The organism is Hyunsoonleella pacifica, from assembly GCF_004310335.1.
Taxonomy (GTDB): domain Bacteria; phylum Bacteroidota; class Bacteroidia; order Flavobacteriales; family Flavobacteriaceae; genus Jejuia; species Jejuia pacifica.
On sequence record NZ_SIRS01000007.1, the window covers coordinates 189948 to 212804 of the forward strand.

24 protein-coding genes are annotated in these 22857 nt (G+C 31.5%); 9 read left to right on the forward strand and 15 right to left on the reverse strand.

Features of this window, described 5'->3' with window-relative positions; translation table 11 throughout:
* Positions 1-107 precede the first annotated feature (107 nt).
* From EYD46_RS16525 to rpsF, 5 genes are all read right to left on the reverse strand, one after another.
* On the reverse strand, positions 108-578 hold the full coding sequence (locus tag EYD46_RS16525) for a DUF6495 family protein (protein ID WP_130938275.1): 471 nt from the start codon (positions 576-578) through the stop codon (positions 108-110).
* 46 nt (positions 579-624) lie between these two features.
* On the reverse strand, positions 625-1512 hold the full coding sequence (locus EYD46_RS16530) for a glycerophosphodiester phosphodiesterase family protein (protein ID WP_130938276.1): 888 nt from the start codon (positions 1510-1512) through the stop codon (positions 625-627).
* A gap of 139 nt (positions 1513-1651) precedes the next feature.
* Complete coding sequence (gene rplI, locus EYD46_RS16535; protein ID WP_130938277.1) at positions 1652-2104, reverse strand: 50S ribosomal protein L9; 453 nt, start codon at positions 2102-2104, stop codon at positions 1652-1654.
* Between the two features lie 13 nt (positions 2105-2117).
* Positions 2118-2414, reverse strand: coding sequence for a 30S ribosomal protein S18 (rpsR, locus tag EYD46_RS16540; protein WP_130938278.1), 297 nt, complete (start codon positions 2412-2414; stop codon positions 2118-2120).
* Between the two features lie 2 nt (positions 2415-2416).
* Positions 2417-2755 (reverse strand): 30S ribosomal protein S6, encoded by a 339-nt coding sequence (gene rpsF, locus EYD46_RS16545; protein ID WP_130938279.1) that lies wholly within the window; start codon positions 2753-2755, stop codon positions 2417-2419.
* Between the two features lie 200 nt (positions 2756-2955).
* On the opposite strand from rpsF, the gene EYD46_RS16550 reads away from it, so the two are divergent.
* The gene (locus tag EYD46_RS16550) at positions 2956-3651 is read left to right on the forward strand and encodes a LytR/AlgR family response regulator transcription factor (protein ID WP_130938280.1); all 696 of its coding nucleotides are present in this window, start codon (positions 2956-2958) and stop codon (positions 3649-3651) included.
* A 95-nt stretch (positions 3652-3746) separates the two neighbouring features.
* Here EYD46_RS16550 and priA read toward each other — a convergent pair whose 3' ends face one another.
* The 4 genes from priA to nadC all read right to left on the reverse strand — a co-directional run bounded on the left by priA (position 3747) and on the right by nadC (position 8541).
* Positions 3747-6197: a replication restart helicase PriA gene (gene priA, locus EYD46_RS16555; RefSeq protein WP_130938281.1), complete on the reverse strand. Its 2451-nt coding sequence runs from the start codon at positions 6195-6197 to the stop codon at positions 3747-3749.
* 21 nt (positions 6198-6218) lie between these two features.
* On the reverse strand, positions 6219-6611 hold the full coding sequence (locus EYD46_RS16560) for a DUF2147 domain-containing protein (RefSeq protein ID WP_229731374.1): 393 nt from the start codon (positions 6609-6611) through the stop codon (positions 6219-6221).
* Between the two features lie 25 nt (positions 6612-6636).
* The gene (locus tag EYD46_RS16565; RefSeq protein ID WP_130938283.1) at positions 6637-7590 is read right to left on the reverse strand and encodes a YihY/virulence factor BrkB family protein; all 954 of its coding nucleotides are present in this window, start codon (positions 7588-7590) and stop codon (positions 6637-6639) included.
* Positions 7591-7680: 90 nt separating this feature from the next.
* The gene (gene nadC / locus EYD46_RS16570) at positions 7681-8541 is read right to left on the reverse strand and encodes a carboxylating nicotinate-nucleotide diphosphorylase (protein WP_130938284.1); all 861 of its coding nucleotides are present in this window, start codon (positions 8539-8541) and stop codon (positions 7681-7683) included.
* Between the two features lie 110 nt (positions 8542-8651).
* Between nadC and rlmH the strand changes: the two genes are divergently transcribed.
* Positions 8652-9125 (forward strand): 23S rRNA (pseudouridine(1915)-N(3))-methyltransferase RlmH, encoded by a 474-nt coding sequence (rlmH, locus tag EYD46_RS16575; RefSeq protein ID WP_130938285.1) that lies wholly within the window; start codon positions 8652-8654, stop codon positions 9123-9125.
* Here rlmH and EYD46_RS16580 read toward each other — a convergent pair whose 3' ends face one another.
* The gene (locus tag EYD46_RS16580; protein WP_130938286.1) at positions 9126-9425 is read right to left on the reverse strand and encodes an HPF/RaiA family ribosome-associated protein; all 300 of its coding nucleotides are present in this window, start codon (positions 9423-9425) and stop codon (positions 9126-9128) included.
* Positions 9426-9582: 157 nt separating this feature from the next.
* Here EYD46_RS16580 and EYD46_RS16585 point away from each other — a divergent pair, with 157 nt between their 5' ends.
* Complete coding sequence (locus EYD46_RS16585) at positions 9583-9966, forward strand: thiol-disulfide oxidoreductase DCC family protein (RefSeq protein WP_130938287.1); 384 nt, start codon at positions 9583-9585, stop codon at positions 9964-9966.
* A gap of 11 nt (positions 9967-9977) precedes the next feature.
* On the opposite strand, the gene EYD46_RS16590 is transcribed toward EYD46_RS16585, so the two are convergent.
* The gene (locus EYD46_RS16590; protein ID WP_130938288.1) at positions 9978-10367 is read right to left on the reverse strand and encodes a hypothetical protein; all 390 of its coding nucleotides are present in this window, start codon (positions 10365-10367) and stop codon (positions 9978-9980) included.
* A gap of 52 nt (positions 10368-10419) precedes the next feature.
* On the opposite strand from EYD46_RS16590, the gene EYD46_RS16595 reads away from it, so the two are divergent.
* The 5 genes from EYD46_RS16595 to EYD46_RS16615 all read left to right on the forward strand — a co-directional run bounded on the left by EYD46_RS16595 (position 10420) and on the right by EYD46_RS16615 (position 16710).
* The gene (locus EYD46_RS16595; protein WP_130938383.1) at positions 10420-10998 is read left to right on the forward strand and encodes a non-canonical purine NTP diphosphatase; all 579 of its coding nucleotides are present in this window, start codon (positions 10420-10422) and stop codon (positions 10996-10998) included.
* A gap of 53 nt (positions 10999-11051) precedes the next feature.
* Complete coding sequence (locus EYD46_RS16600; RefSeq protein ID WP_130938289.1) at positions 11052-13271, forward strand: RelA/SpoT family protein; 2220 nt, start codon at positions 11052-11054, stop codon at positions 13269-13271.
* Positions 13272-13293: 22 nt separating this feature from the next.
* Complete coding sequence (locus tag EYD46_RS16605; protein ID WP_130938290.1) at positions 13294-13764, forward strand: Fur family transcriptional regulator; 471 nt, start codon at positions 13294-13296, stop codon at positions 13762-13764.
* Between the two features lie 17 nt (positions 13765-13781).
* Complete coding sequence (locus tag EYD46_RS16610; RefSeq protein WP_130938291.1) at positions 13782-15056, forward strand: adenylosuccinate synthase; 1275 nt, start codon at positions 13782-13784, stop codon at positions 15054-15056.
* A gap of 187 nt (positions 15057-15243) precedes the next feature.
* On the forward strand, positions 15244-16710 hold the full coding sequence (locus EYD46_RS16615) for a hypothetical protein (RefSeq protein ID WP_130938292.1): 1467 nt from the start codon (positions 15244-15246) through the stop codon (positions 16708-16710).
* Positions 16711-16756: 46 nt separating this feature from the next.
* Here EYD46_RS16615 and EYD46_RS16620 read toward each other — a convergent pair whose 3' ends face one another.
* Together EYD46_RS16620 and EYD46_RS16625 are read right to left on the reverse strand one after the other, a co-directional pair.
* A complete protein-coding gene (locus EYD46_RS16620) occupies positions 16757-17500 on the reverse strand; it encodes a DUF6503 family protein (protein WP_130938293.1) in 744 nt (247 codons plus the stop codon).
* 13 nt (positions 17501-17513) lie between these two features.
* On the reverse strand, positions 17514-18455 hold the full coding sequence (locus EYD46_RS16625) for a calcium/sodium antiporter (protein ID WP_130938294.1): 942 nt from the start codon (positions 18453-18455) through the stop codon (positions 17514-17516).
* Positions 18456-19027: 572 nt separating this feature from the next.
* Here EYD46_RS16625 and EYD46_RS16630 point away from each other — a divergent pair.
* Positions 19028-19180 carry an SsrA-binding protein gene (locus EYD46_RS16630; RefSeq protein WP_130938295.1) on the forward strand — a complete coding sequence of 51 codons (153 nt, stop codon included), beginning with the start codon at positions 19028-19030 and terminating at the stop codon, positions 19178-19180.
* 165 nt (positions 19181-19345) lie between these two features.
* Here the strand turns inward: EYD46_RS16630 and EYD46_RS16635 are convergent, their stop codons facing one another.
* Together EYD46_RS16635 and EYD46_RS16640 are read right to left on the reverse strand one after the other, a co-directional pair.
* Positions 19346-20641 carry an HlyD family secretion protein gene (locus tag EYD46_RS16635; protein WP_130938296.1) on the reverse strand — a complete coding sequence of 432 codons (1296 nt, stop codon included), beginning with the start codon at positions 20639-20641 and terminating at the stop codon, positions 19346-19348.
* Positions 20642-22828 carry a peptidase domain-containing ABC transporter gene (locus EYD46_RS16640; RefSeq protein ID WP_130938297.1) on the reverse strand — a complete coding sequence of 729 codons (2187 nt, stop codon included), beginning with the start codon at positions 22826-22828 and terminating at the stop codon, positions 20642-20644.
* Between the last annotated feature and the right edge of the window lie 29 nt (positions 22829-22857).

Consider the following 22857-nt stretch of genomic DNA (forward strand, 5'->3'; position numbering starts at 1 on the left):
TTTGTTTTAGTTTTTACTCCGCATCATACTAGTTAATTTATGATGAAGAGCAACAAAAATAATAGATTATCTTGAAATAAATTACTGCCCATGCAGGAATGACAGAACTAATTAATCAAATTATCAAAATAATGATACAACTCACCTTTGGTTATAGATGCACCTTGTTCAATCATCTTAAATTTATCCAGATTTTTATCTTCTGAATAGTCTTTGTCTGCCTGTAAAAACTCTACACTATCGTCCATTAAGTTTTCACGCAACCAGCTATAACCTTCTTTGGTGGTAATGTCAATACTATCATTCTTAACATTAACTACAATAGCATGCATCTTTTCTTCTCTTAAATTGAATAAATACATGTGTTGCGGTGCAAAATGCTCTAAATATTCTGCTTTGTTTAATACACCTTCCCAAATTAAATCACTAAAAACATCCAGTTCCATTTCAGCAACTTCAGGCTTATTTGCTTTTAAATTAGCCCATTCATCAGCAGTTATAGATTGTGTTGCTAAAAAGTTGATGAATTCTTGGTGTAATTCTTCAAACTGTTCTTTTGTTAGTCTTCTATACTTCATATTTCTAAATAATTGTCCTAAATGGAGAAATTATAGTATTAATATCTTAATTATTAATAGCTGCTGCTACTTCAAATGGTCTATCCGTTGCTATAACATCTACACCTTTGCTTATCCAAAAATTATACAGAGAATCTCCTTTTGTCTCTGCACGTTTGTCTAAATTACCTAAAGTACCTAATATAGTTTTTATACCATAACTATGGATTTTAGTGTATAACGAATCTGGCGACATACGTGTTCCTGTAAATGCTATCATATTTTTAGTTGGAATTGCTGAATGTAATAACCAATTAAATTCTTGAAAATTTCTAGCCGATACAGATAATAATAAATTAGGTGCTGCTGCATTAGCCAATTCTGCCTGTCTTACATCATAAGTTATAATGATTGAAATGTCTTCTGCATTCTCTTTTTTAATACTATTAACTGCATCTTCCAAATCTACATCTCGTTTAATATCTATAGTTAATATTACGCCATTATCTTTAGCCCATTTTAAGACATTTTCAAATTTGGGAACTTTAAACTTGGTTTCGTTACCAAAATCGTCTTCTAAATTAAAACTAGCTAGTTGCTTAAATGTAAAATTTGCTATATCGCCTTTACCAGTAGTTGTTCTATCTAAAGTATTATCATGCATTAGCACCAAAACATTATCCTTGGTTTTAGCTACATCAATTTCAAAAATAGCACCATGTATACTATCATTAATATACTTTAAGGTTTCTAAACAATTCTCTGGATAATTTTCAACACCCTTTCCTCCTCGATGTACACTTATTAATGGCTTAGCTTTTGGATTATACTTAAAAGTTTCCAGTAAAACCGATGGTATATTTTCATTTTCAGTAATAACACGTTTTTGTTTTGCTTTTACATCTTTACATGAAAAACAAATAAATACTAATAAAATGATGATTACTTTCTTCATTATTGCATTTGAATTTATATTCTCATTTCCAAAGAGTTTACAACCCTAATTATTCTTCATTATAAGTTTCCTATTACTTTTAACAAAAAAACCGCTTAGAGTGTATCCAAACGGTTTTAAATATATAAGAATTTTGAAATTACTTAGCTTGTGCTACAACTTCAAATGGTAATTCTACAGACACTTCTCTGTGTAAACGAATAGTAGCATTGTACTGCCCTAAGCGCTTTACGTTTCCACCAGCAACAGAGATGAATTTTTTATCTATCGCATGTCCTTCTTTTTCAAGAGCAGCAGCTAAATCAATGTTGTTTACAGAACCAAATAACTTATCGCCTGCACCAACTTTTGAAGCTATTTTAACTTCTAATACCTTAATTGCTTCTGCAGTTTTATTAGCATCTTCAACTATTTTCTTCTCTTTAAATGCTCTTTGTTTCAAGTTTTCTGCCAAAACTTTTTTAGCAGATGGCGTAGCTATAACTGCATGCCCTTGAGGAATTAAATAATTTCTACCATAACCGTTCTTAACTGTTACAATGTCGTCTTTAAATCCTAAATTTTCAACGTCTTGTTTTAATATAAGTTCCATTGTTATGATTGTTTTATTTTAATAAATCTGCAACGTATGGCATTAATGCTAAATGACGTGCTCTTTTCACAGCAACAGACACTTTACGTTGGTATTTTAATGATGTTCCTGTTAAACGTCTTGGTAAAATTTTACCTTGTTCGTTTACGAACTTTAATAAGAAATCTGGATCTTTATAATCGATATATTTAATACCTGATTTTTTAAAACGACAGTATTTCTTTTGCTTGTTAGTCTCTATATTAAGCGGAGTTAAATATCTAATTTCTCCGTCTTTTTTTCCTTTTGCTTGTTGATCTATTGATGCCATAATTAAGCTTTAGCGTTAAGTTTTTCTCTTCTTCTTTCTGCCCAAGCTACTGCGTGCTTGTCTAATTTCACTGTTAAGTAACGCATGAAACGCTCATCACGTCTAAACTCAACTTCTAATTGATCGATAGCTTCTCCTGCTACTTGATACTCAAATAAGTGATAAAAACCACTCTTTTTGTTCTGGATAGGGTATGCTAATTTTTTTAGTCCCCAATCTTCTTTTGATATCATCTTAGCACCTTTAGAAACGAGATAATCCTCGTATTTCTTTACTGTTTCCTTTATCTGATCTTCAGATAAAACGGGATTTAAGATGAAAACAGTTTCATAATGATTCATAAAAATCTATTTTATTGTTAAAAATTGGCTGCAAAAATAACCATTTTTTACTATATTACAACACTTTCTCAGCATTAAATTAATAGTGTTTTTAAAATGTTAATATTATGTTAAAATCAACAGTTTACCGATGATTTTTGGTTTTTAGCGGAATTTATCGTACTATTGTCGATATCTTAACCGAAATAATATAAAATGTTATGACTTTAAACTGTGTAGTAGTAGACGATTCAGCGATACAACGTCTCTCTATTGTTAAGTTAGTCGAAAATCATCCTTCACTTAACTTAATAGCTGAGTACAGTAGCGCACTCGAAACAAAAAATGGTTTAAATACGCATCAAGTAGACTTAATCTTTTTAGACATTGAAATGCCAGTGCTAAATGGTTTTGAACTTTTAGACGTATTAAACAAAAAACCTCAAATTATCTTTGTAACCGGTAAAACTGAATATGCTTTTAAAGCATTTAATTATGATGCTACCGATTATTTACACAAACCAATTACTAAAGAACGTTTTAACACATCTGTTGAAAAAGCTCTTGAACAACATAAATTAACCCTTGACTTCACAGAAGAAGAAGGCGAGCATATTTTTGTAAAGAGTAACCTTAAAAAACGTAAAGTTTACATAAAGGATATTAAATGGATAGAAGCTCTTGGCGATTATGTAAAATTAGTTACCGAAGAAACAAGTTTAGTAGTATTGTCTACAATGAAAGCTTTTGAGGCAGAATTGCCAGAAAACAAATTTTTAAGAATCCACAAATCTTACATTGTTAATCTTGATAAAATTGACAGATTTAATAGTAAAAATGTGGAAGTTGGTGCTTACGAAATACCGTTAAGCCGAAACAAAAAGACGCAATTGGTTGATGCTTTAAATAATATTTAGACCTTAATAGGTTATTGTCAAACTGAACTAACAATTACAGTTTATAAAAATTATTTTAACTCATATTCTGGAAGAACCTTCAGAATGATAGACTACTAATAATTATCGACATTTAAGATTATTTTAACCGACCGAAAATCTTTAATACTAAAGAAGCTATTGTTTATTTTAATAATAGCTTCTTTTGTTTTTGAAAGAGACTGCTTTTTAGGAACCTTAATTAGGAGATTTTTGTGAAATTGATTTCTTATTCTAGAAATAGGTGGAGACTCTGGGCCTAGAACGTTATCTCCAAATATTTGGCGTAACGACTTACCTAACCAAATAGATGCTTGTTCCACTTTATTATAATCTTTATGCTTTAAAGTAATTTTTATTTGTTTGTAAACAGGTGGATATTTATAGTTAAAACGATCATCCATCTGTTCTTTAAACATAGCATCATAATTATTAGAAGATACTTGCTGTAAGATATTATGATAAGGATTATAAGTTTGCACCAAAACCTTACCTCTTTTATCAGTTCTACCTGCCCTACCTGAGACTTGCATAATTAGTTGAAAACTGCGCTCATGTGCTCTAAAATCTGGAAAATTTAGCATATTATCTGCGTTCATCACTCCTACTAACTTCACATTTCTAAAATCCAACCCTTTTGTAAGCATCTGTGTACCTACCAAAATATCAACCTCTTGTTGTTCAAATGCAGTTATAATTTTTTCATAGCCGTATTTACCTCTAGTTGTATCTAAATCCATACGTGCTACTTTATGCTCTGAAAACAATAGTTTTACCTCTTGTTCTATTTGTTCTGTTCCAAAACCTTTATTATCCAACTCTGGGCTTCCACAAGCACTACAGGTTTTAAGCATAGGGGTATTATAACCACAATAGTGACAACGCAACTGGTTTCTGTATTGATGGTATGTTAAACTCACATCGCAGTTAGGGCACTGTGGTGCATGCCCACAAGTATTACATTCTATTATTGGAGAAAAACCTCTACGGTTTTGAAATAAAATAATTTGATGCCCCTCTGAAAGTGTCTCTGCCATTTCTTCCATCAATCTATCACTAAAATGACCTTTCATGAGTTTTCGCTTGTGCTTGTCCTTTATATCTACAAGCTCTATTTCAGGCATTAATACGTTATTGTAGCGGTACTTTAATTCCACAAAACCATAACGTTTTTGTTGTGCATTAAAAAAACTTTCCAAACTAGGTGTTGCTGATCCTAAAAGGGTTTTAGCATTGTGCTTATGTGCTAACACTATAGCTGCATCTCTAGCATGATATCGTGGTGCGGGATCAAACTGTTTAAAGGATTGCTCGTGTTCTTCATCAACAATAATCAACCCTAAATTCGTGAAAGGTAAAAATATCGACGAACGGGCTCCCAAAACTATTTGCGCTTTTTCAACATTTTTTAAAACATTATTCCATACTTCAACACGTTCGTGAGATGAGTATTTAGAATGAAATATTGCTACCCGATTTCCAAAATAGTTTTGTAATCTAGTTACCAATTGCGTAGTTAAAGCTATCTCAGGTAACAAATACAGTACTTGTTTACCTTTTGCTAATACATCTTCTATTAGTTTAACATAAATCTCTGTTTTTCCTGAAGATGTTACACCGTGTAATAAAACTGTATGTTGATTTTTAAATTCAGATTTTATTTGTGATAATGCTATTTCTTGATGTTCATTTAATGTTTTTGAAGCCGCTTTTACTTCTCCCAAAAATTCTACCCTATCTGTTTGAATTTGATATTCCTCTAAAACATTTTTATCTACTAATGCTTTAACAATTGAAGATGATGCACCACTTTCCTTTACTAATTCTGAAACCTTAATAGGTTTTTTTGTTTTTGAAGACAACATAAATAAGGCCATTACAACCTGTTTTTGCTTATGAGCTCTAGCTAAGTCATTCAATAATTTTTGAAGATTTTCTTCAGAAGAAAAGTTTGAACTCATCTTCACATATCGCACTAACTTAGGTTTATACTTTTCAAAAACTTCTTCCTGTACAGAAATAGCATCTTTATCTATTAAACGTTTAATTACAGGTAATACGGTTTTTTTATCCAAAATGCTCATCACATCTTGAATTTTAAGAGAAGACTGATGATGTAAGGCTTCATATACCAAAAACTCATCATCTTTTAAATCCTCATCATTAAGTTGTGCTTTAGTTTTTGTGATTATAGTTTCACTTTCTAAAATAAAAGCACTTGGTAAAGCTGCACGCATAACATCGCCTAGCGTACACATATAGTAGTTAGCAATCCATTCCCAAAATTCTAATTGGATGTTGTTTACTACTGGGGTTTCATCTAAAATTTGATGAATGTCTTTGGCTTCATAAACCAAAGGTGTTTCTGTATGAATTCTAGAAACAATTCCTGTATATATTTTAGATTTCCCAAAAGGAACTGAAACTCTCATCCCTACACTTAAATATGTAGCCTCAGCAGAAGTTATTCTATAAGTAAATAATTTCTGTAATGGAATGGGTAATATAACATCAATAAAATGTGACAAATGAGAAACTCTTGTTTTAATTTATTCCTTAATGCGTTGCCAATATTGTGTAGCATAGAAAAAAGCAACATAACCTCGTACTTGCAGTACATCTTTATTATCTTCATCTAATCCTAAGCGGCACTTGTATTTTTTTCCTTTTTGAGGGTCGAAAATAGTACCGTTCTCGTAATAATCTCCATCTTTTTCCATATCTCTTATGAGCACAAAACCAATAACAGGTTTTCCTTTATCTTCTCCTTCGCATTTATCACAGACAGCATCGCGCCTCTCAGGGTTTATAATATCTATAATCTTACCGAAAACTGCTCCGTTTTCCTCATATATTTCAACAATAGATTTTGCTTCTCCAGTTTCGTCGTCAATCGTTTTCCATTTACCAAAAATATCTTGAGCAGTAAGAAGGCTTGTCATCAAACTCAATATCAAAATAAAATATCTATTTATCATCTCTATTAATTTTTCTTAAAATATTTAAAGAAGCATTTAATTCATACCCCAATAACAAAATATTGGAGTTAAGCCATAAGTACAATAATAATATCAATAATGCGCCTATAGACCCATATAACTCATTATACTTTGAAAAATTATCTATATAAATACCAAACAAATAAGAGGTTAGAATAATAAGCAAGGTAGTTAACAAAGCCCCTATTGAAAAAAAACGTGCATGTTTACCTTCCTTAGTTCCAAAATAATACAAAGTTGCTGTTGCTAAATATACCATGATTACAAAAAACATGTATTTTGCAAAAATTATCCAACCCAAACCGTTGTCATCATCGGTTAAAACTTCTCCACTCAGGCTTTCGTAAATAGGGCTTAAAATATAGATTTGAAAATACCCAAAAACAGCTACTGTTAGCAATACTAAAACTGCTAATATTAGTGCAATACCTAGGGCATACATGTATTGTTGAAATACGTTACGTGTAAGCTGTTCGTGGTATGAATTTTCAAAACCAGAAAATACCGCATTAACACCATTAGCCATTAAAAGCATAGACAGTAAAAACACCGAAGATATTAAACCTGCTCCTCCACTATCACTGATATTATCAAAAATATTTGAAAAGAAAAAGTCTGAGGTTTGTGGTGGTAAAAAAGAATTTAAAAACTCTAAAAATTCAGTTTGAAAATTATCAATTGGTATATAAGGAATAAGAATAATTACAAAAAGTAAAAACGGGAAAATAGCAGTAAAAAAACTAAATGCAATTGCACTTGCTCTGGTTGTAAGTGCTCCTTTTACAATTCCTAAAGCATAAAGCTCCAATAAATCGTATACAGATAATCCCTCAAAACCTGGTAACTTAATTTGTTTTAAAAACCTAACTAAGAGATTAACTACAGGAATTTTATCTAGTTTATCTTCAATAGGTTTAGTCATTAACTGCTAACAATTTTCGTTTATGCATTATAAAATGCAAGTTAAAAAATTAGTAGCACTAACTTACAGGTAAAATCTAAAAAAATAGGATTATTTTACAGCTTTTAAACTAAGATCCATGTTATGAACTGAATGTGTTAAGGCGCCACATGAAATATAATCTACTCCACATTCCGCATAATGTCTAACAGTAGTTTCATTAATATTCCCTGAAGATTCTGTAAGGCACTTGTCGCCAATTAGCTCTACAGCTTTTCTAGTATCTTCGTAATCAAAATTATCCAAAAGTATACGGTAAATACCATCGCTTTGCAGAATTTCTTCTACTTCAACTAAATCACGAGCTTCAACCATAATTTGCAAATCCTTGCCTGTCTCATTAAGATAATCCTTAGTCATATTTATAGCCTTGGTTATACCTCCTGCAAAATCTATATGATTATCCTTAAGCATTATCATATCATAAAGTGCAAAGCGATGGTTTTTACCTCCACCAATTTGTACTGCCCATTTTTCAAGGACTCTAATCCCAGGTGTAGTTTTCCTTGTATCTAGAATCTTAGTATCAGTCCCTTTAAGAAGCTCTACAAACCCTCTTGTTTTTGTAGCAATAGCACTCATGCGTTGCATTGAATTTAGCAAGGTTCTTTCGGCTTTTAATATAGATTGCGAAGGGCCTTCAACATAAAGCACTACATCTCCATAAGATACTGGTGTACCATCTTCAATTTTAACTTCTACTCTAAGTTTTTTATCAACATAGTCAAAAACACGCTTTGCAAAATTAACTCCTGCAATTACACCTCTATCCTTTACTAAAAGCTTAGCTCTTCCTCTAGCATTTTCTGGAATACATGCCAACGAACTATGGTCGCCGTCTCCAACATCCTCTCTTATAGCATTTTCAATAATATATGCTACCTCTTTTTCAAAATACTCTTTCGTAATCATATCAGGGAATTTGCGCAAAAATAATAAATGGAACTTTAATTTACGAATTTTTTAGTTTTAATGGTCAAAAATGCTAATCTGATAAATTAAGGAAATCGTAATTTTGCAACATGACTATAAAACTACTTGCCATTGGCAAAACCGACAATAAGGAACTTATTACTTTAATTAATAGTTATAAAAAACGCCTGAGCCATTATATTGCTTTTGATTTTGAAATAATTCCTGATTTAAAAAAAGCTAAAAACTTAAGTGGAGCCGAACAAAAGCAAAAAGAAGGAGCGCTTATCTTAAAAAAGATATTACCTCAAGATGTTTTAATTCTTTTGGATGAAAATGGAAAGCAATACACTTCGGTAGACTTCTCTATGTATCTCCAAAAACACATGAATTCTGGCAGAAAGCGATTGGTTTTTGTAATTGGTGGCCCTTATGGGTTTTCTGAAGCCATTCATAAAAAAGCAAATGGGAAAATATCACTATCAAAAATGACATTTTCCCATCAAATGGTACGTTTATTTTTTATTGAACAGCTGTATAGAGGTTTCACTATTTTGAGAAATGAACCCTATCATCATCGATAACTAATGCGTTTTAAAAACTTGCTTTCGTTTTTTTAGTTGTCGGTCTAAATCATTAATAGTTTCTCGAACAGACACCTCAAAATTATGTTCGTTAGAAGTAGCATATATTCTCGGTCCCGGCAAACTCAATTCTATATTACATATTTTTCCAGCATCATGGTCTTTTTCATCCTGTTTAAAGTATACCATGGCACTTATTAAAAACTCATATTTATTAAACAATTTACCTAATTTCTCCTCTGTGAACGCTGAAAGTGTTGCGCTAACATCCACACCTACATATTGAAAATTTACTGTCATAATCCGTTTACTTTTAATTGTTAATTTATACTCTAAAATACAAATTTTAGCCCTTATAGTTACTGACCAAAATCATAAAAAAAGTTTAAAAATTTTAAGTTCTTTTGAAAGTTGAACTAATATTCTACGTCTATATTTAAGTAAAGCATAATACATTATGAAAAAAGATACAACTAAGGATATTATTATTTTTGATGGCGAATGCAATTTATGTAATGGCGTAGTGGGGTGGTTATTAAAGTTTGCTCCAAAAGATGTGTTTCAATTTGTAGCTTTTCAATCTCCATTCGGCCAACAATTACTCAAGACTTATGGTTTCCCTACCCATCAACTTGATACCGTAATTTTAATTGATAATAATGGTATAAAAACACACTCTGATGGGTTTTTAAAAATTGTATCTAAAATACCTAAATGGCAACGTGTAGCTGCACTTTTAGCTTTTATTCCAAGGTTAATTAGGGATGGCATTTATAAAATGGCATCAAAAAACCGTGTAGCCTGGTTTGGAAAATCTAAAAGTTGCACTATTAGTTTTTAAGTCCAACAAATTTAATACTCTACTGTAATTGCAACATCAAAATACGTTTTACCTCCTGCTTTATAGTTATTTTCAAAAACTAATATTTCTTTGTAACTACTTTTAAAAATTCTTCTGTAATAATCAAATTCGTCTACAGATTTTGCAGTATAATGCACTTGTTTGGTTTTACCATTAGTCTTTCCATAAATAGAAATTTGATATGAATTTTCCTTTTCTTTTCCTTTATAATTTGTTGAATATACAATTCTATCAACAAAAAACACGCTAGCTTTCTCTCCTGGATTTTTATACTTTATGTTTTCGTATTTAGGCTTTTTTGCTTTTAATTTAACGGTTTGACTTTGCACAAATGAAACGCAAAACAAAACTATGCACATAGTTAATAATATTTTTTTCATATCTAATAAATTTTGATTTGTTTTATTGTTTATAAAGCTAATTAAAATAATGATACATCTAGTTTTTGCAACTAATAACCTAAACAAACTAAAGGAAGTTCAAGTTTTGATACCTGAAAACATAAAACTTTTAAGTTTGAAGGATATAGAATGTTTTGAAGATATCCCCGAAACCCAAGATACCATTGAAGGTAATGCTATTCAAAAAGCACAATTCGTGAAGGAAAATTATGGTTATAATTGTTTTGCTGACGATACAGGCTTAGAAGTTGATGTGCTTAACGGATCTCCTGGAGTATATTCAGCTCGATATGCTGGACCTAAAAGAGATGCAAATGACAACATGAATTTATTGCTACAAAACTTAAAGCCTACAGATAATAGAAGTGCACAGTTTAAAACTGTAATTGCACTTTCGTTAAATGATAAACTATCTACATTTTCGGGAATTTGCAAAGGACATATTACCAAAACAAGACATGGAAATAAAGGGTTTGGCTACGACCCTATATTTAGACCTTTGGGTTATGATGAAACTTTTGCTGAGATGGATTTGACTTTAAAAAATAAAATTGGGCATCGCGGGAAAGCAGTAAACCAACTTGTAGATTTTTTAAATAAGCTTTCTTAAAAAAATAGAAAATCAGTATTGGCTATTAAAACGGTTTATCTTATTTTTATTCGATGTCTGAAGAAGAGATTGAAAAAGAAAACAAATTAATAGCCAAGGCTTATAAAAACCTTTTAAAAGTTAGCTATACCACCTTAAGTGATGAGGATAAGAAGCTAATAAGAAAGGCTTTTGAAGTTGCTCTTGATGGCCATAAAAACCAGCGCAGAAAGTCTGGCGAGGCCTATATTTTTCACCCCCTAGCTGTTGCTAGAATTGTTGCTCAAGAAATTGGTTTAGATGCTACATCAATAGCCGCGGCATTACTTCACGATGTAGTTGAAGACTGCGAAGAGTATTCCATTGATGATATTGAACAATTATTCGGTGAGACTGTAGCCCGAATTGTTGACGGACTTACAAAAATATCTTCTCTAAGTAAAGAGCAAGATATGGATGTGTCTTTACAAGCTGAAAATTTCAGGAAAATGTTACTTACTTTAAATGATGATGTTCGCGTTATCATTATAAAAATAGCAGATCGTTTGCACAATATGCAAACCATGGATTCCATGAGACCTGATAAGCAAGTAAAAATTGCTTCTGAAACTTTATATATTTATGCACCGTTAGCTCATAGAATAGGGCTTTATAATATTAAAACCGAACTTGAAGATTTAGCCTTAAAATATACTGAACCTGAAGTATATAGTGATATCCTTTTAAAAACAAAGGAAAGTAAAGAAGAGCAAGACAAATACATTGAACAATTTAGCGCTGTTATAAAAAAATCACTAGATAAGGAGGAGTTTAATTATACTATAAAAGGAAGACCTAAATCCATCTTTTCTATTCGAAAAAAAATGGTAACCCAAGGGGTGTCTTTTGATGAAGTTTACGATAAGTTTGCTATCAGAATTATATATAAAAGTGATAAACAAAATGAAAAGTTTTTAGCTTGGAAAATTTATTCTATAGTTACCGATCATTTTAGACCTAATCCATTACGTCTTCGGGATTGGATTACATCCCCAAAAGGAACAGGTTACGAAGCACTACATATTACAGTAATGGGCCCTAAAGGAAATTGGGTTGAAGTACAAATACGTAGTGAACGCATGAATGAAATTGCAGAAAAAGGCTATGCAGCGCACTACAAGTATAAACAAGGTGCAGAAAAAACGGATAACTTAGAAAACTGGATTAATAGATTGCAAGAAGCTCTGGAAAACCCAAGCTTAAATGCTGTGGACTTTGTTGAGCAGTTTAAACTTAATCTATATTCCCAAGAAATATTTGTGTTTACGCCAGCTGGTGAGCTAAAATCGTTACCTAAAGGTGCTACCTCATTAGATTTTGCATTTCACATTCATACTGAAGTTGGGATGCATACCCGAGGAGCTCGGGTTAATGGAAAACTTGTACCATTAAGTCACGAGCTAAAAAGTGGTGATCAGGTTGAAGTTATTACATCAGAAGGCTCTAAACCTAATGCTAACTGGCTAAATTATACTACTACCGCTAGGGCTAGAGCAAAAATAAAATCTGCCCTTAGAGAAGACAGAAAACTTATCGCTGAAGAAGGTAAAGAAGTTTTAAGACGTAAGCTAAAACAACTTAAAATAACACTAAATGAGTCATCAGTGAACCAATTAGTGAGGCATTTTAACTTAAAAACTAGCTTAGATTTATTTTATCGTGTAGGCATTGGTTCTATAGATAATTCCATGCTTAAAGACTTTGCAGCCTCAAGAAGTAATGCTCTTGTGAGTTTTATTAAAAATAAAATCACAAGAAAACCAATCATTTCAAAAGAACAGATTGAAAAGGACGAAATTACTTCTAACTACGATTCTTTAGTATTTGGTAAAGAAGAAGAAAAGCTAGACTACAAACTATCTAACTGCTGTAACCCAATACCAGGCGATGATGTTTTTGGATTCTTAACAGTTTCAGAAGGCATCAAAGTACATAAGCACAATTGCCCAAATGCTTTAAGTCTACAATCCAATTATGCTTATAGAATTATGCAAGCAAAATGGATTGATTCGAGCCAACAAGAATATGCTACTGAGATTAGAATTTCTGGAATTGATCACATGGGACTTGTTAACGACATTACAAAAGTAATTTCTAACAACTTACATATTAACATGAAAAGTTTAAGCTTTGAAACAGATGATGGGATTTTCTCTGGTAAAATTAAGTTAGTAGTTAAGAACAAAGCATTGTTGAAAAAAATATTGGATAATCTTAAAAAAATTAATGGTATTGATAAGGTTTCCAGAGTTTAAAGTGTAAATTTGCAGCGCATTTATGGATTCGAATACAGACAGCAAAAATCAGGAAATTGTAAAAAGTGTATTTACTAGCTTTTTAGAAGAGAAGGGACATAGAAAAACGCCCGAGCGTTATGCCATTCTTCAAGAAATATATGATAGTAATGAACATTTTGATATTGAGTCTCTTTACCTCAATATGAAAAACAAAAATTACCGCGTTTCTCGCGCAACATTATACAACACCATAGAATTACTTTTAGAATGTAAATTGGTAAGAAAACATCAATTTGGACAAAACCAAGCGCATTACGAAAAGTCGTATTTTGATAGACAACACGACCATGTCATTTTAACAGATACGGGTGAGGTTATAGAATTTTGCGATCCAAGAATTCAATCTATTAAAAAAACTATTGAAGAGGTTTTTAATATCGAAATTAATAACCACTCTTTATATTTCTACGGAAACAGAAAAACTTCAAAAACTAACGACGAGGACAACTAACTAATTTACTTTTTAAAATGGCAGTAGATTTACTACTAGGATTACAATGGGGAGACGAAGGCAAGGGAAAAATTGTTGACGTATTAACAAATAACTACAATATAATAGCACGTTTTCAAGGAGGACCAAATGCAGGACACACCTTAGTATTTAATGGCAGAAAACATGTATTACATACCATACCTTCCGGGATTTTTCATGATGATGCGGTTAATTTAGTTGGTAATGGTGTGGTAATAGATCCTGTAATTTTTAAAAGAGAGTTAGATAAACTTGAAGAACAAGATGTAGATTACAGAAAATCGTTGATAATTTCTAGAAAAGCTCATATCATCCTACCTACGCATCGTTTACTAGATGCCGCTAGTGAAGCTGCAAAAGGTAAAGCTAAAATAGGCTCTACCTTAAAAGGGATAGGACCTACATATATGGATAAAACAGGTAGAAATGGTATTCGTGTAGGCGATTTAGAGTTAGCCGATTGGAAAGAACGCTACCAAAGTCTAGCTGATAAGCACGAGTCTATGATTGACTATTATGATGCTTCTATTGAATACGACTTAAAAGAATTAGAAACTGAGTTTTTTGAAGCTATAGAAGTATTAAAATCCTTAACCTTTATTGATTCTGAGGAATATGTTTATCAGGCTCAAAAAAGTGAAAAGTCAATCTTAGCTGAAGGTGCTCAAGGTTCTCTACTAGATATTGATTTTGGAACTTATCCTTTTGTAACATCAAGTAATACAACAGCAGCTGGTGCGTGTACAGGTTTGGGTGTTGCGCCTAACCAGATAGGAGAAGTATTTGGAATTTTTAAGGCCTACACAACCAGAGTTGGTTCTGGCCCCTTCCCTACAGAATTGTTTGATGAAGATGGTGCTACTATGGCGAAAGTGGGACATGAATTTGGTGCTACTACAGGTCGTCCAAGACGTTGTGGCTGGTTAGATTTAGTAGCGCTAAAATACGCATGCCAAGTAAATGGTGTTACACAACTAAACATGATGAAAGGCGATGTACTTTCTGGTTTTAAAACCCTTAAAGTATGTACAGCATATAACTATAAAGGCGAAGAAATTAAACATTTACCTTATAACATAGAACCAGAAAACGTTACTCCTGTATATACTGAATTTAAAGGATGGAGTGAAGATTTAACCACTATGACGGAGGCTTCACAATTTCCTAAGGAACTTAATAAATATATTGATTTTCTAGAAAAAGAACTGGAGATTCCTATTACTATTGTATCTGTAGGACCTGATAGGAAACAGACTATTTTTAGGGATTAAACATCTGACTTAAGTCAGTTTTTGCTTTCATTTATTTTGTTAGATTTGTAACCACCAAAAAATCTAAACATAAATGAAAAAATCTCTCTTACTGCTTTTTTTTATCTCGATAAGCACAATACTTTATTGTCAAGATGTTTCTATAACTAAAAGCGAAATATTTAAGGATAAGAAAAAAAACTCCCGATTGTCATTCACACTGGAAAGTGAAAATGGGGGCATAGTTACTATCAGATCATATTACGGAGGTATGATGCAAAAGCTTAAGGGCTACTATATCCAATGTTTTGATCAGGATTTAAACGAAATTAAAACATTAGACTACGAAGTTAAAAATAAGACCATTAAGAACGCTTTTTTAAAAAATGACAAACTTCACTTAATAGAAATTGAAGAGTTAAAGAAAGAAAAAGCTATTGCCATTAATGTCTCTTCATCCAATATATCTACACTAGATTTCTCTACCGAAAATTTACTCAAATTCTCTGAGGAGAATATCAAAGAATATTTTGGAGTATTTCTATTTCCTTTTTTTATAAATAATGGATGGGGACAAATTGATGGCAATCACATGGGAGAAGTAATCTTTTCTTCAAATAATAAATTCTTCGCTATTAATTTTGATATTAAAAACAAGGATCAAGAAACTCATAAAGTATTTGTTTTTAATGATGAATTCGAATTAGTTTTTGATAAGCTTATTACAAAAGACATAAAAGATAACCTATTTGAATACAACAGCTTTGAAGTTGACGATACTGATGGTACTATATACTTTTTAGGAAAATCATACGAAAAAGGTACTAAACGAGATAAAAAAGATGGTAAAGTAAATTATCATTTTGAGCTATATAAAGTCAGTGCAACAAATACAGAAAACACCAGCTTTAAAACGACAGGTAAGTTAATTGAATCTTTATATTTATTAAAAAACAATAATAGGTTAGTTTGCACTGGTTTCTTTGGTAATGAGAAAGAAAATAAAATTAATGGTGTTTGTATTTATGATTTAGACCCTAACAGCCTTGAAATAAATTATAGTAAATTCAATAATTTCTCAGATAAATTTTTAAATGATAAATACGGAAACAAAAAGAATAAGAAAAAGCGCAAAAAAGATAAAGGCATAAAAAATATTGACTTTAAAGGCGTATACCTCATGGCTAATGGAGACATTGTAATTAATGCTGAAGAGTTTTTCATATCAACTTATACAACTATGAATGCAAATGGGGGATGGAATACTTATACAGTATATCACTTTAACGATATAATGTCTATTCGATTAGACTCAGATGGGGATTTAAAATGGGCTAGAAATATTAATAAAGCACAAACTGGGTTTACCACAAGTTCTTTTACAACCCTTCCCATAGAAAATTCCACCTTCTTCTTTATCAACTGTTCAGACAATATTACTAAACTAAATAATGGTAGAATAGCGTTTAGACAAACTTCGTCAAAAAAATCTAATCTTTACATCGTATCTGTTAATGAAGAAGGAAACTTTGATTATAAGAAATTAATTGATGATAAAGACTCAAAAGTATACTATAAAGTAAATAACGGCATCGCTAATTTAAATAACCAAACGGTATTTCTTTTAGGAGAAAAAAAGAAAAATGGCAGGATTGTTAAACTAAAAGTAAATTAAACATAATAGATTTGTTGGAGACCGCTATAGCGGTCTTTTTTTTACACTAGTACTCTAAACTAACCTCAATATGTTTAGTTTCAATTTTAGATATTAATTCAAGTTTTCCCTCTTGAAATAAATCATCCAGTATAATTAACTCTATATTTAAATTATCTGGCTTATAATTATTGTAATCCATAAATGTCATGCCATTTACAACTCTTTTATTGTAAGCTTCCCTAAATCTTATACCTCCGCCATTCACTGCGTAACTATAAGCTAAGTAATCTAATGCAAAATCATCTTTGGCTATCCAATATACAAATACGTCTTCAAAATCTTTCCCCCCACCCTCTTCATCAAAAGTTACTTCTATTTCATAATACTGCTTTCCTTTTATTGTGGCTTCTCCCAACAATACTTTATTAGCTGCTGGCGCATTTAAACCATAAGGCAATTGGGCAAAATAATGCACACTATTTACACTATTGGCATATTTAAACTTTTCGTCATCATTAAGTACAACCAAAGTATCATTAACATAACGTTTAAAACCATCGTTGGTCAATACATCCCTTACAGCAAGTAAGCTATCTTTATATGTGCGCTCATATTCGTATATCCCCTTGTTTTTATAAGCTTTATATGTTTTATTTCTAAAACTAAAAGTAATAGTGCTGTTCTCACAATTCCCATTACAATGTTTAGCAATAGCATTGTTAATGATATCTTGAGCGGTTAATACTTTTTTAGATGCGTTGCAGGCGTATAAAAAACTAACAAAAACAAAAATGTAGAATAATTTCATTGAAATTTAATGTTTAAGTTGTATAAACAAAAACCATAAAAACACTATAAGCCAGTACTAAAAAAAAGCCTTTAAACCTGCTTATTTGCATTTGCTTAGGGATAAAAATAAGAGGAATCAGTACCGCCGCAAAGCCTAGCATCCAAAAAATATCGTTAGTTAGAATTCGGGGGTCTGTAACTTCAATTGGCTTTACAAGTGATGTCAAACCCAAAACCGATGCTATATTAAAAATATTAGATCCAATTAAATTACCCAGAGAAATAGCTTTTTCTTGTTTAGCAGCAGCAATTATCGATGCTGCTAACTCTGGTACACTAGTACCTATGGCTATTAAAGATACGCCTATTACAGCTTCACTAACGCCTACTGAGCGTGCTATTTCCCTAGAACCATCCACAAGCCATTCGCTACCAAAATACAATGCTACTGCTCCTATCAACAACCAAACAATAATTTTAAAATTTGAAACTGTAGCCAATGTATCATCCACCTCATCTGGTATGGAGTCCTTTTTTGCATGTTTAATTAATACCACTATAAAGAGTATTAATCCTGAAAATAAGCAAGCGCCTTCAATAGCGGTTAATACATTATCGTTTTTCAAAAAGTAGTAAAGCATAATGGAAAATACCATCATTACTGGCCAATTTAACTTGTAAAATGATCTGTCTACGATAATTGGACCAACTAATGTAGTAACACCCAATACCAAACCTATATTTGCGATATTTGACCCTACCACGTTATTAATGGCTATGGCAGGAGAACCAGTAAATGCAGCTTGTAAACTTACTAATAACTCTGGCGCAGAAGTGGCGAATGATACTACTGTCATACCAATAACCATTTTTGATATATTAAATTTAAAGGAAAGTGCAACTGAGGAACGCACCAAATATTCCCCGCCTATTACCAACAAAACAAAACCAAGAACAACCCAAAGGACACTCATAAACTTTTTTTGCGAAGATAAATTAAAGTTTGAAGACCTCAGAACTTAACAAAACTTATTAACTAACAATATTGGCAATTCATAAAATTATGATAAATACCTGTTACCTCATCAAAGCGTTAAGAAAGCGACAATTTTTATTAAATTCTCAAAACAAAAAAGATAAAACTATATAAAAACAAAGATTTCAAGATAAAATTCCCCTTGGTTTTAAAAATACGCTCTCAAAAACCCCTACAATTATTACAAAATGAAACAAAATTTAAAATAAAAATTTCATTTTAATACATATTTAAAGAGAGTCACATAAATATTGAAATCAATATTATTTTTTTACTTACAAATCACTATTCAAATTCATCGATTTTTATAAAAACACTTGGTACAGATTAAGGCTATATATATATTGAGAAAACATTGATAACTATTAACCTTAAAAACCAAATAAAATGATAACTCTTGCCAAATTTTTAGTTGATGTAATACTATTAATTATTTCTAGTATTTAACTTAAAAAAAGTAAAACTTAGTCTAGAATAAGTTTTACTATTTTTGTTTTACAACAGTTTTAAATGAAAAAGCAAGTTTTTAAATTTTTAGCAAAGGTTAATAAAGCGATTCTTCCTAGTTATTCCAAAAGCAAACTAGATTTAGCTAAAGCCAATAAACTACAATTGGCTATAATTGGTTGGCGTTGGTTTGTCACTAAAAATGCGTTGGGTTAATAAAACGCAACTAAAGACTATGAACATTTGGAACACAAGTATTATTTGTGAACTATTTTAAAGATAAACGCCTTATCAAAATTGTCTAACCACTAATATAAATAACATTAATTTTAATACTAAAAAAAATACTAACGAAATAGATAACGTTAATTATTCCATACATCAACGTTTTAAAACATTTCTAAACTGATAAAACAAGCGTTCTATTAACCGTAAATCCTCGGTAATGATTTCTGCTGAACCAGACATTTCCTGTTTAAAATCAATGTCCTTATTATAAGTAGTGATTAGCTTTTTAGGTAATTCCACATCAATAATATAAAAACCTTCTTTATTTGGGATTAGAGATATATTTTTCACAATGCCTTTTAGTACACCAAACTCGGTATCTGGGTAATTTTCTAGTTTGATATTAACCGTTTGCCCAACCTTTATCTTTCCTGAGTTTTGCGTTGGTGCTTTCAATTTTGCTATAAATAACGAACTCTGAGCAGGAATAATAGTAAACACCAAATCGCTTTGGTTTACAGTTTGATTTACATTCCAATAATTTAAAAAGGATACCTTACCATTTATATCAGACCTTAACACATATTGGTATTCCCAATCTTTAATGGCTTTCTTTAATTGGTTATAGGATTGTATGACTTGTTTAAGTAATGTCATTTCTTCCTTAACCCGATTGATTTCTGTACCTCTAGAATTTTTGTGCGCATTACTTAGGTTTTCTTTAATCTGAGAAATAGAGGACTCAAAACTTTGATAGTTTCGTTTTGCTTGGGCATACTCCAATTGCTTGTTCTCATAAGTCTGCTCTGAAATAATACCTTTTTCAAAAAGTGTTTCGTTGCGTTTTAAATCTTTGGCTTTAAACTCCATTTCAATGGCATTTATCTCTTTTTGGGATTGCAGGTTTTTTAATCTCCTATTGAGTTCAGCAATGGAGTACTTATTAGCCAGAGCATCATTAGAAAAGGGCTTAAGTTCTCTATTTAGTTTATATTGTATATAACTGTTTTCAAAAAGTGCATATGGAGCATCTATATCACCTAAAAATAATACAGGCATGTTATCTAAAGGAAACTGAAATGCTTTGGCATCAACAATTAAGGTGTCAATAATGCTCTTTAGGAGAAATACATCCTTGTAATCGGCAGTATTCTCAATAATAGCAAGGGGTTGATTGACGTTTACGGTAGCATTATCTTTTACAAGAACAGCAGTAAGCTTTCCTGTAACTCTTGCATATTCTTTTTGCGGTGGTATTTGCGTTGTAACTAAGGCTTCAGAGGGAATAATGTCGGGATATTTAACCAACCAAAAGATAAGTAACAATAAAAGAATCAAAAGAAAACAGATTGTACTGCCCCAACGTATCACCCAATTAGGTACTTTAGTAAGGATGTCCTGTACTTCCTCACTGCGCAATTCAATGTTTTTTAAGCTATTATCCGCCATTTAATTTCCTAGTTCCAATTGATTCTTTACCAAATTATAATACTCTCCTTTTTTCGCAACTAATGCCTTATGATGACCTACCTCGGCAATTTGTCCGTTGTCTATCACGACAATCTGGTCAGCATCTTTTACAGTACTTAAACGATGTGCAATAACAACCACGGTTTTATTCTTAAAAAATGTATTTAGCTTTTCCATGATTACCCTTTCGTTATTGGTATCCAGTGCACTGGTAGCTTCATCAAAAAATAAAAATTTAGGATTTTTGTATACTGCTCTTGCAATTAAAAGACGTTGCTTTTGTCCAGTACTTAAACCTATACCTTCCATACCTATTTTAGTATTGTAGCTTAAAGGCAGTGATTCAATATAGTCTTTAATATTGGCTATATCTACAGCGTGCGCCAGTTTAGTTTTATCTATAACATCCTCACCAACGGCAATGTTATTCGCTATAGTGTCGCTAAAAATATAACCCTCTTGCATTACCACACCACATTTCTCTCGCCAATGCTTATGGGAGATGTGTTTTAGATCGTTCTGACCAATTATAATTTTTCCCTGATTAGGTTCATAAAATTTCAATAATAATTTCATTAAGGTTGTCTTGCCACTTCCACTCACTCCAACAATAGCCGTAATCTTATTAGCAGGGATTTCTAGATCAATTTTATTTAGCACTACTTGGTCAGAGCCAGAATACCTAAATGACACATCCATTATATTGAAGTTGATACCTTTCGGGATTTCATTTATTCTATTGTCAAATTCTTTTTCCTCATCTTCTTTTTGATGTATTTCCGATAAACGCTCTAGAGAAATTTTAGCATCTTGAATTTCCTTAATAAAATCTATGAGTTGGACTATAGGAGAATTTAATTGCCCCACTATGTAGCTTATTGCTAACATCATACCCAGGGTAATTTCTCCATCAATTACCAATTTAGCAGATAGTATGGTAATTAAAATATTTTTTAATTCGTTAAAAAAGTTAGATCCAACACTTTGGTATTGTTCCAATTTTAGGCCATCTATAGAAACCTTAAATAATCTTGCTTGGATATTCTCCCACCCCCAACGTTTTTGTTTTTCAGCATTGTGGAGTTTAATTTCTTGCATGCCACTGATAAGTTCAATAACCCTGCTTTGTTCTTGGCTTACCTCAGAAAATCGTTTATAATCTAAATTGGCTCGCTTCTTTAGAAAAATACTAATCCATAAGAAATAGAGAACACTCCCTATAATAAAAACACCAAAAATCTGAAGATTATAATACAGTAGTACTAAACTGAACAAAATCAGATTAAATGTTGAAAAAAGGACACTCAAAGATGACGTAGTTAATACCTGTTCAATGCGTCTGTGGTCGTTTATACGCTGAAGAATATCCCCAGTCATTCTTGAATCAAAGAATGCTATTGGTAGATTCATTAGTTTTATAAAAAAATCAGAAACCAACGAGATATTTATTCGAGTACTCAAATGCAGTAAAATCCAACTTCTAATTACTTCTATTGAAGTTCTTCCGATAAAAAGAGCTAATTGTGCAAAAAGAATTAGATAAACAAAGTGAATATCCTGATTCTTTATACCTACATCAACAATACTTTGTGTTAAAAAAGGAAATACCAGTTGTAAAGCACTAGCTGCTATTAGACCAATTACCAACTGCCAAATAAACTTTTTATACTTCAGAATATATTTAGAAAGAAATAAAAAGCCAAGTTTATTATCTTTATCAGTATAACAAATTTCATAAAATGCAGGTGTAGTTTCCAAAAGTAAAACTACTCCTTCTTCTGTTTTATCATTAGCATTATTTCCAATCCAACATTTCAAGAACTCCTCTTTTGAGTATTTTAACAAACCATGTGCAGGATCTGAGACATAAAAAACACCTTTTACTATTTTATACAGGACCACAAAATGTTTTTTATTCCAATGTAAGATACAAGGTAAAGGCGCTACAAGTAATTTTTCTAGTGAAATTTTAACCCCAATAGAACGGAAGCCTAATTGCTCTGAAGCCTCTGCCAAACCGTGTAAACTAGAACCTAATCGCGTAGTCTCTGTAAGATTACGTAGTTGTTGAAGAGGTATCGTTTTATTATAAAATTTGGCAATAATTTTTAAGCATGTAGGACCACAGTCTTTTAAATCATATTGTTTGTAATGAGGAAATTTCATTCTAGTTAGAATCTAAAAAAGTATCAAAT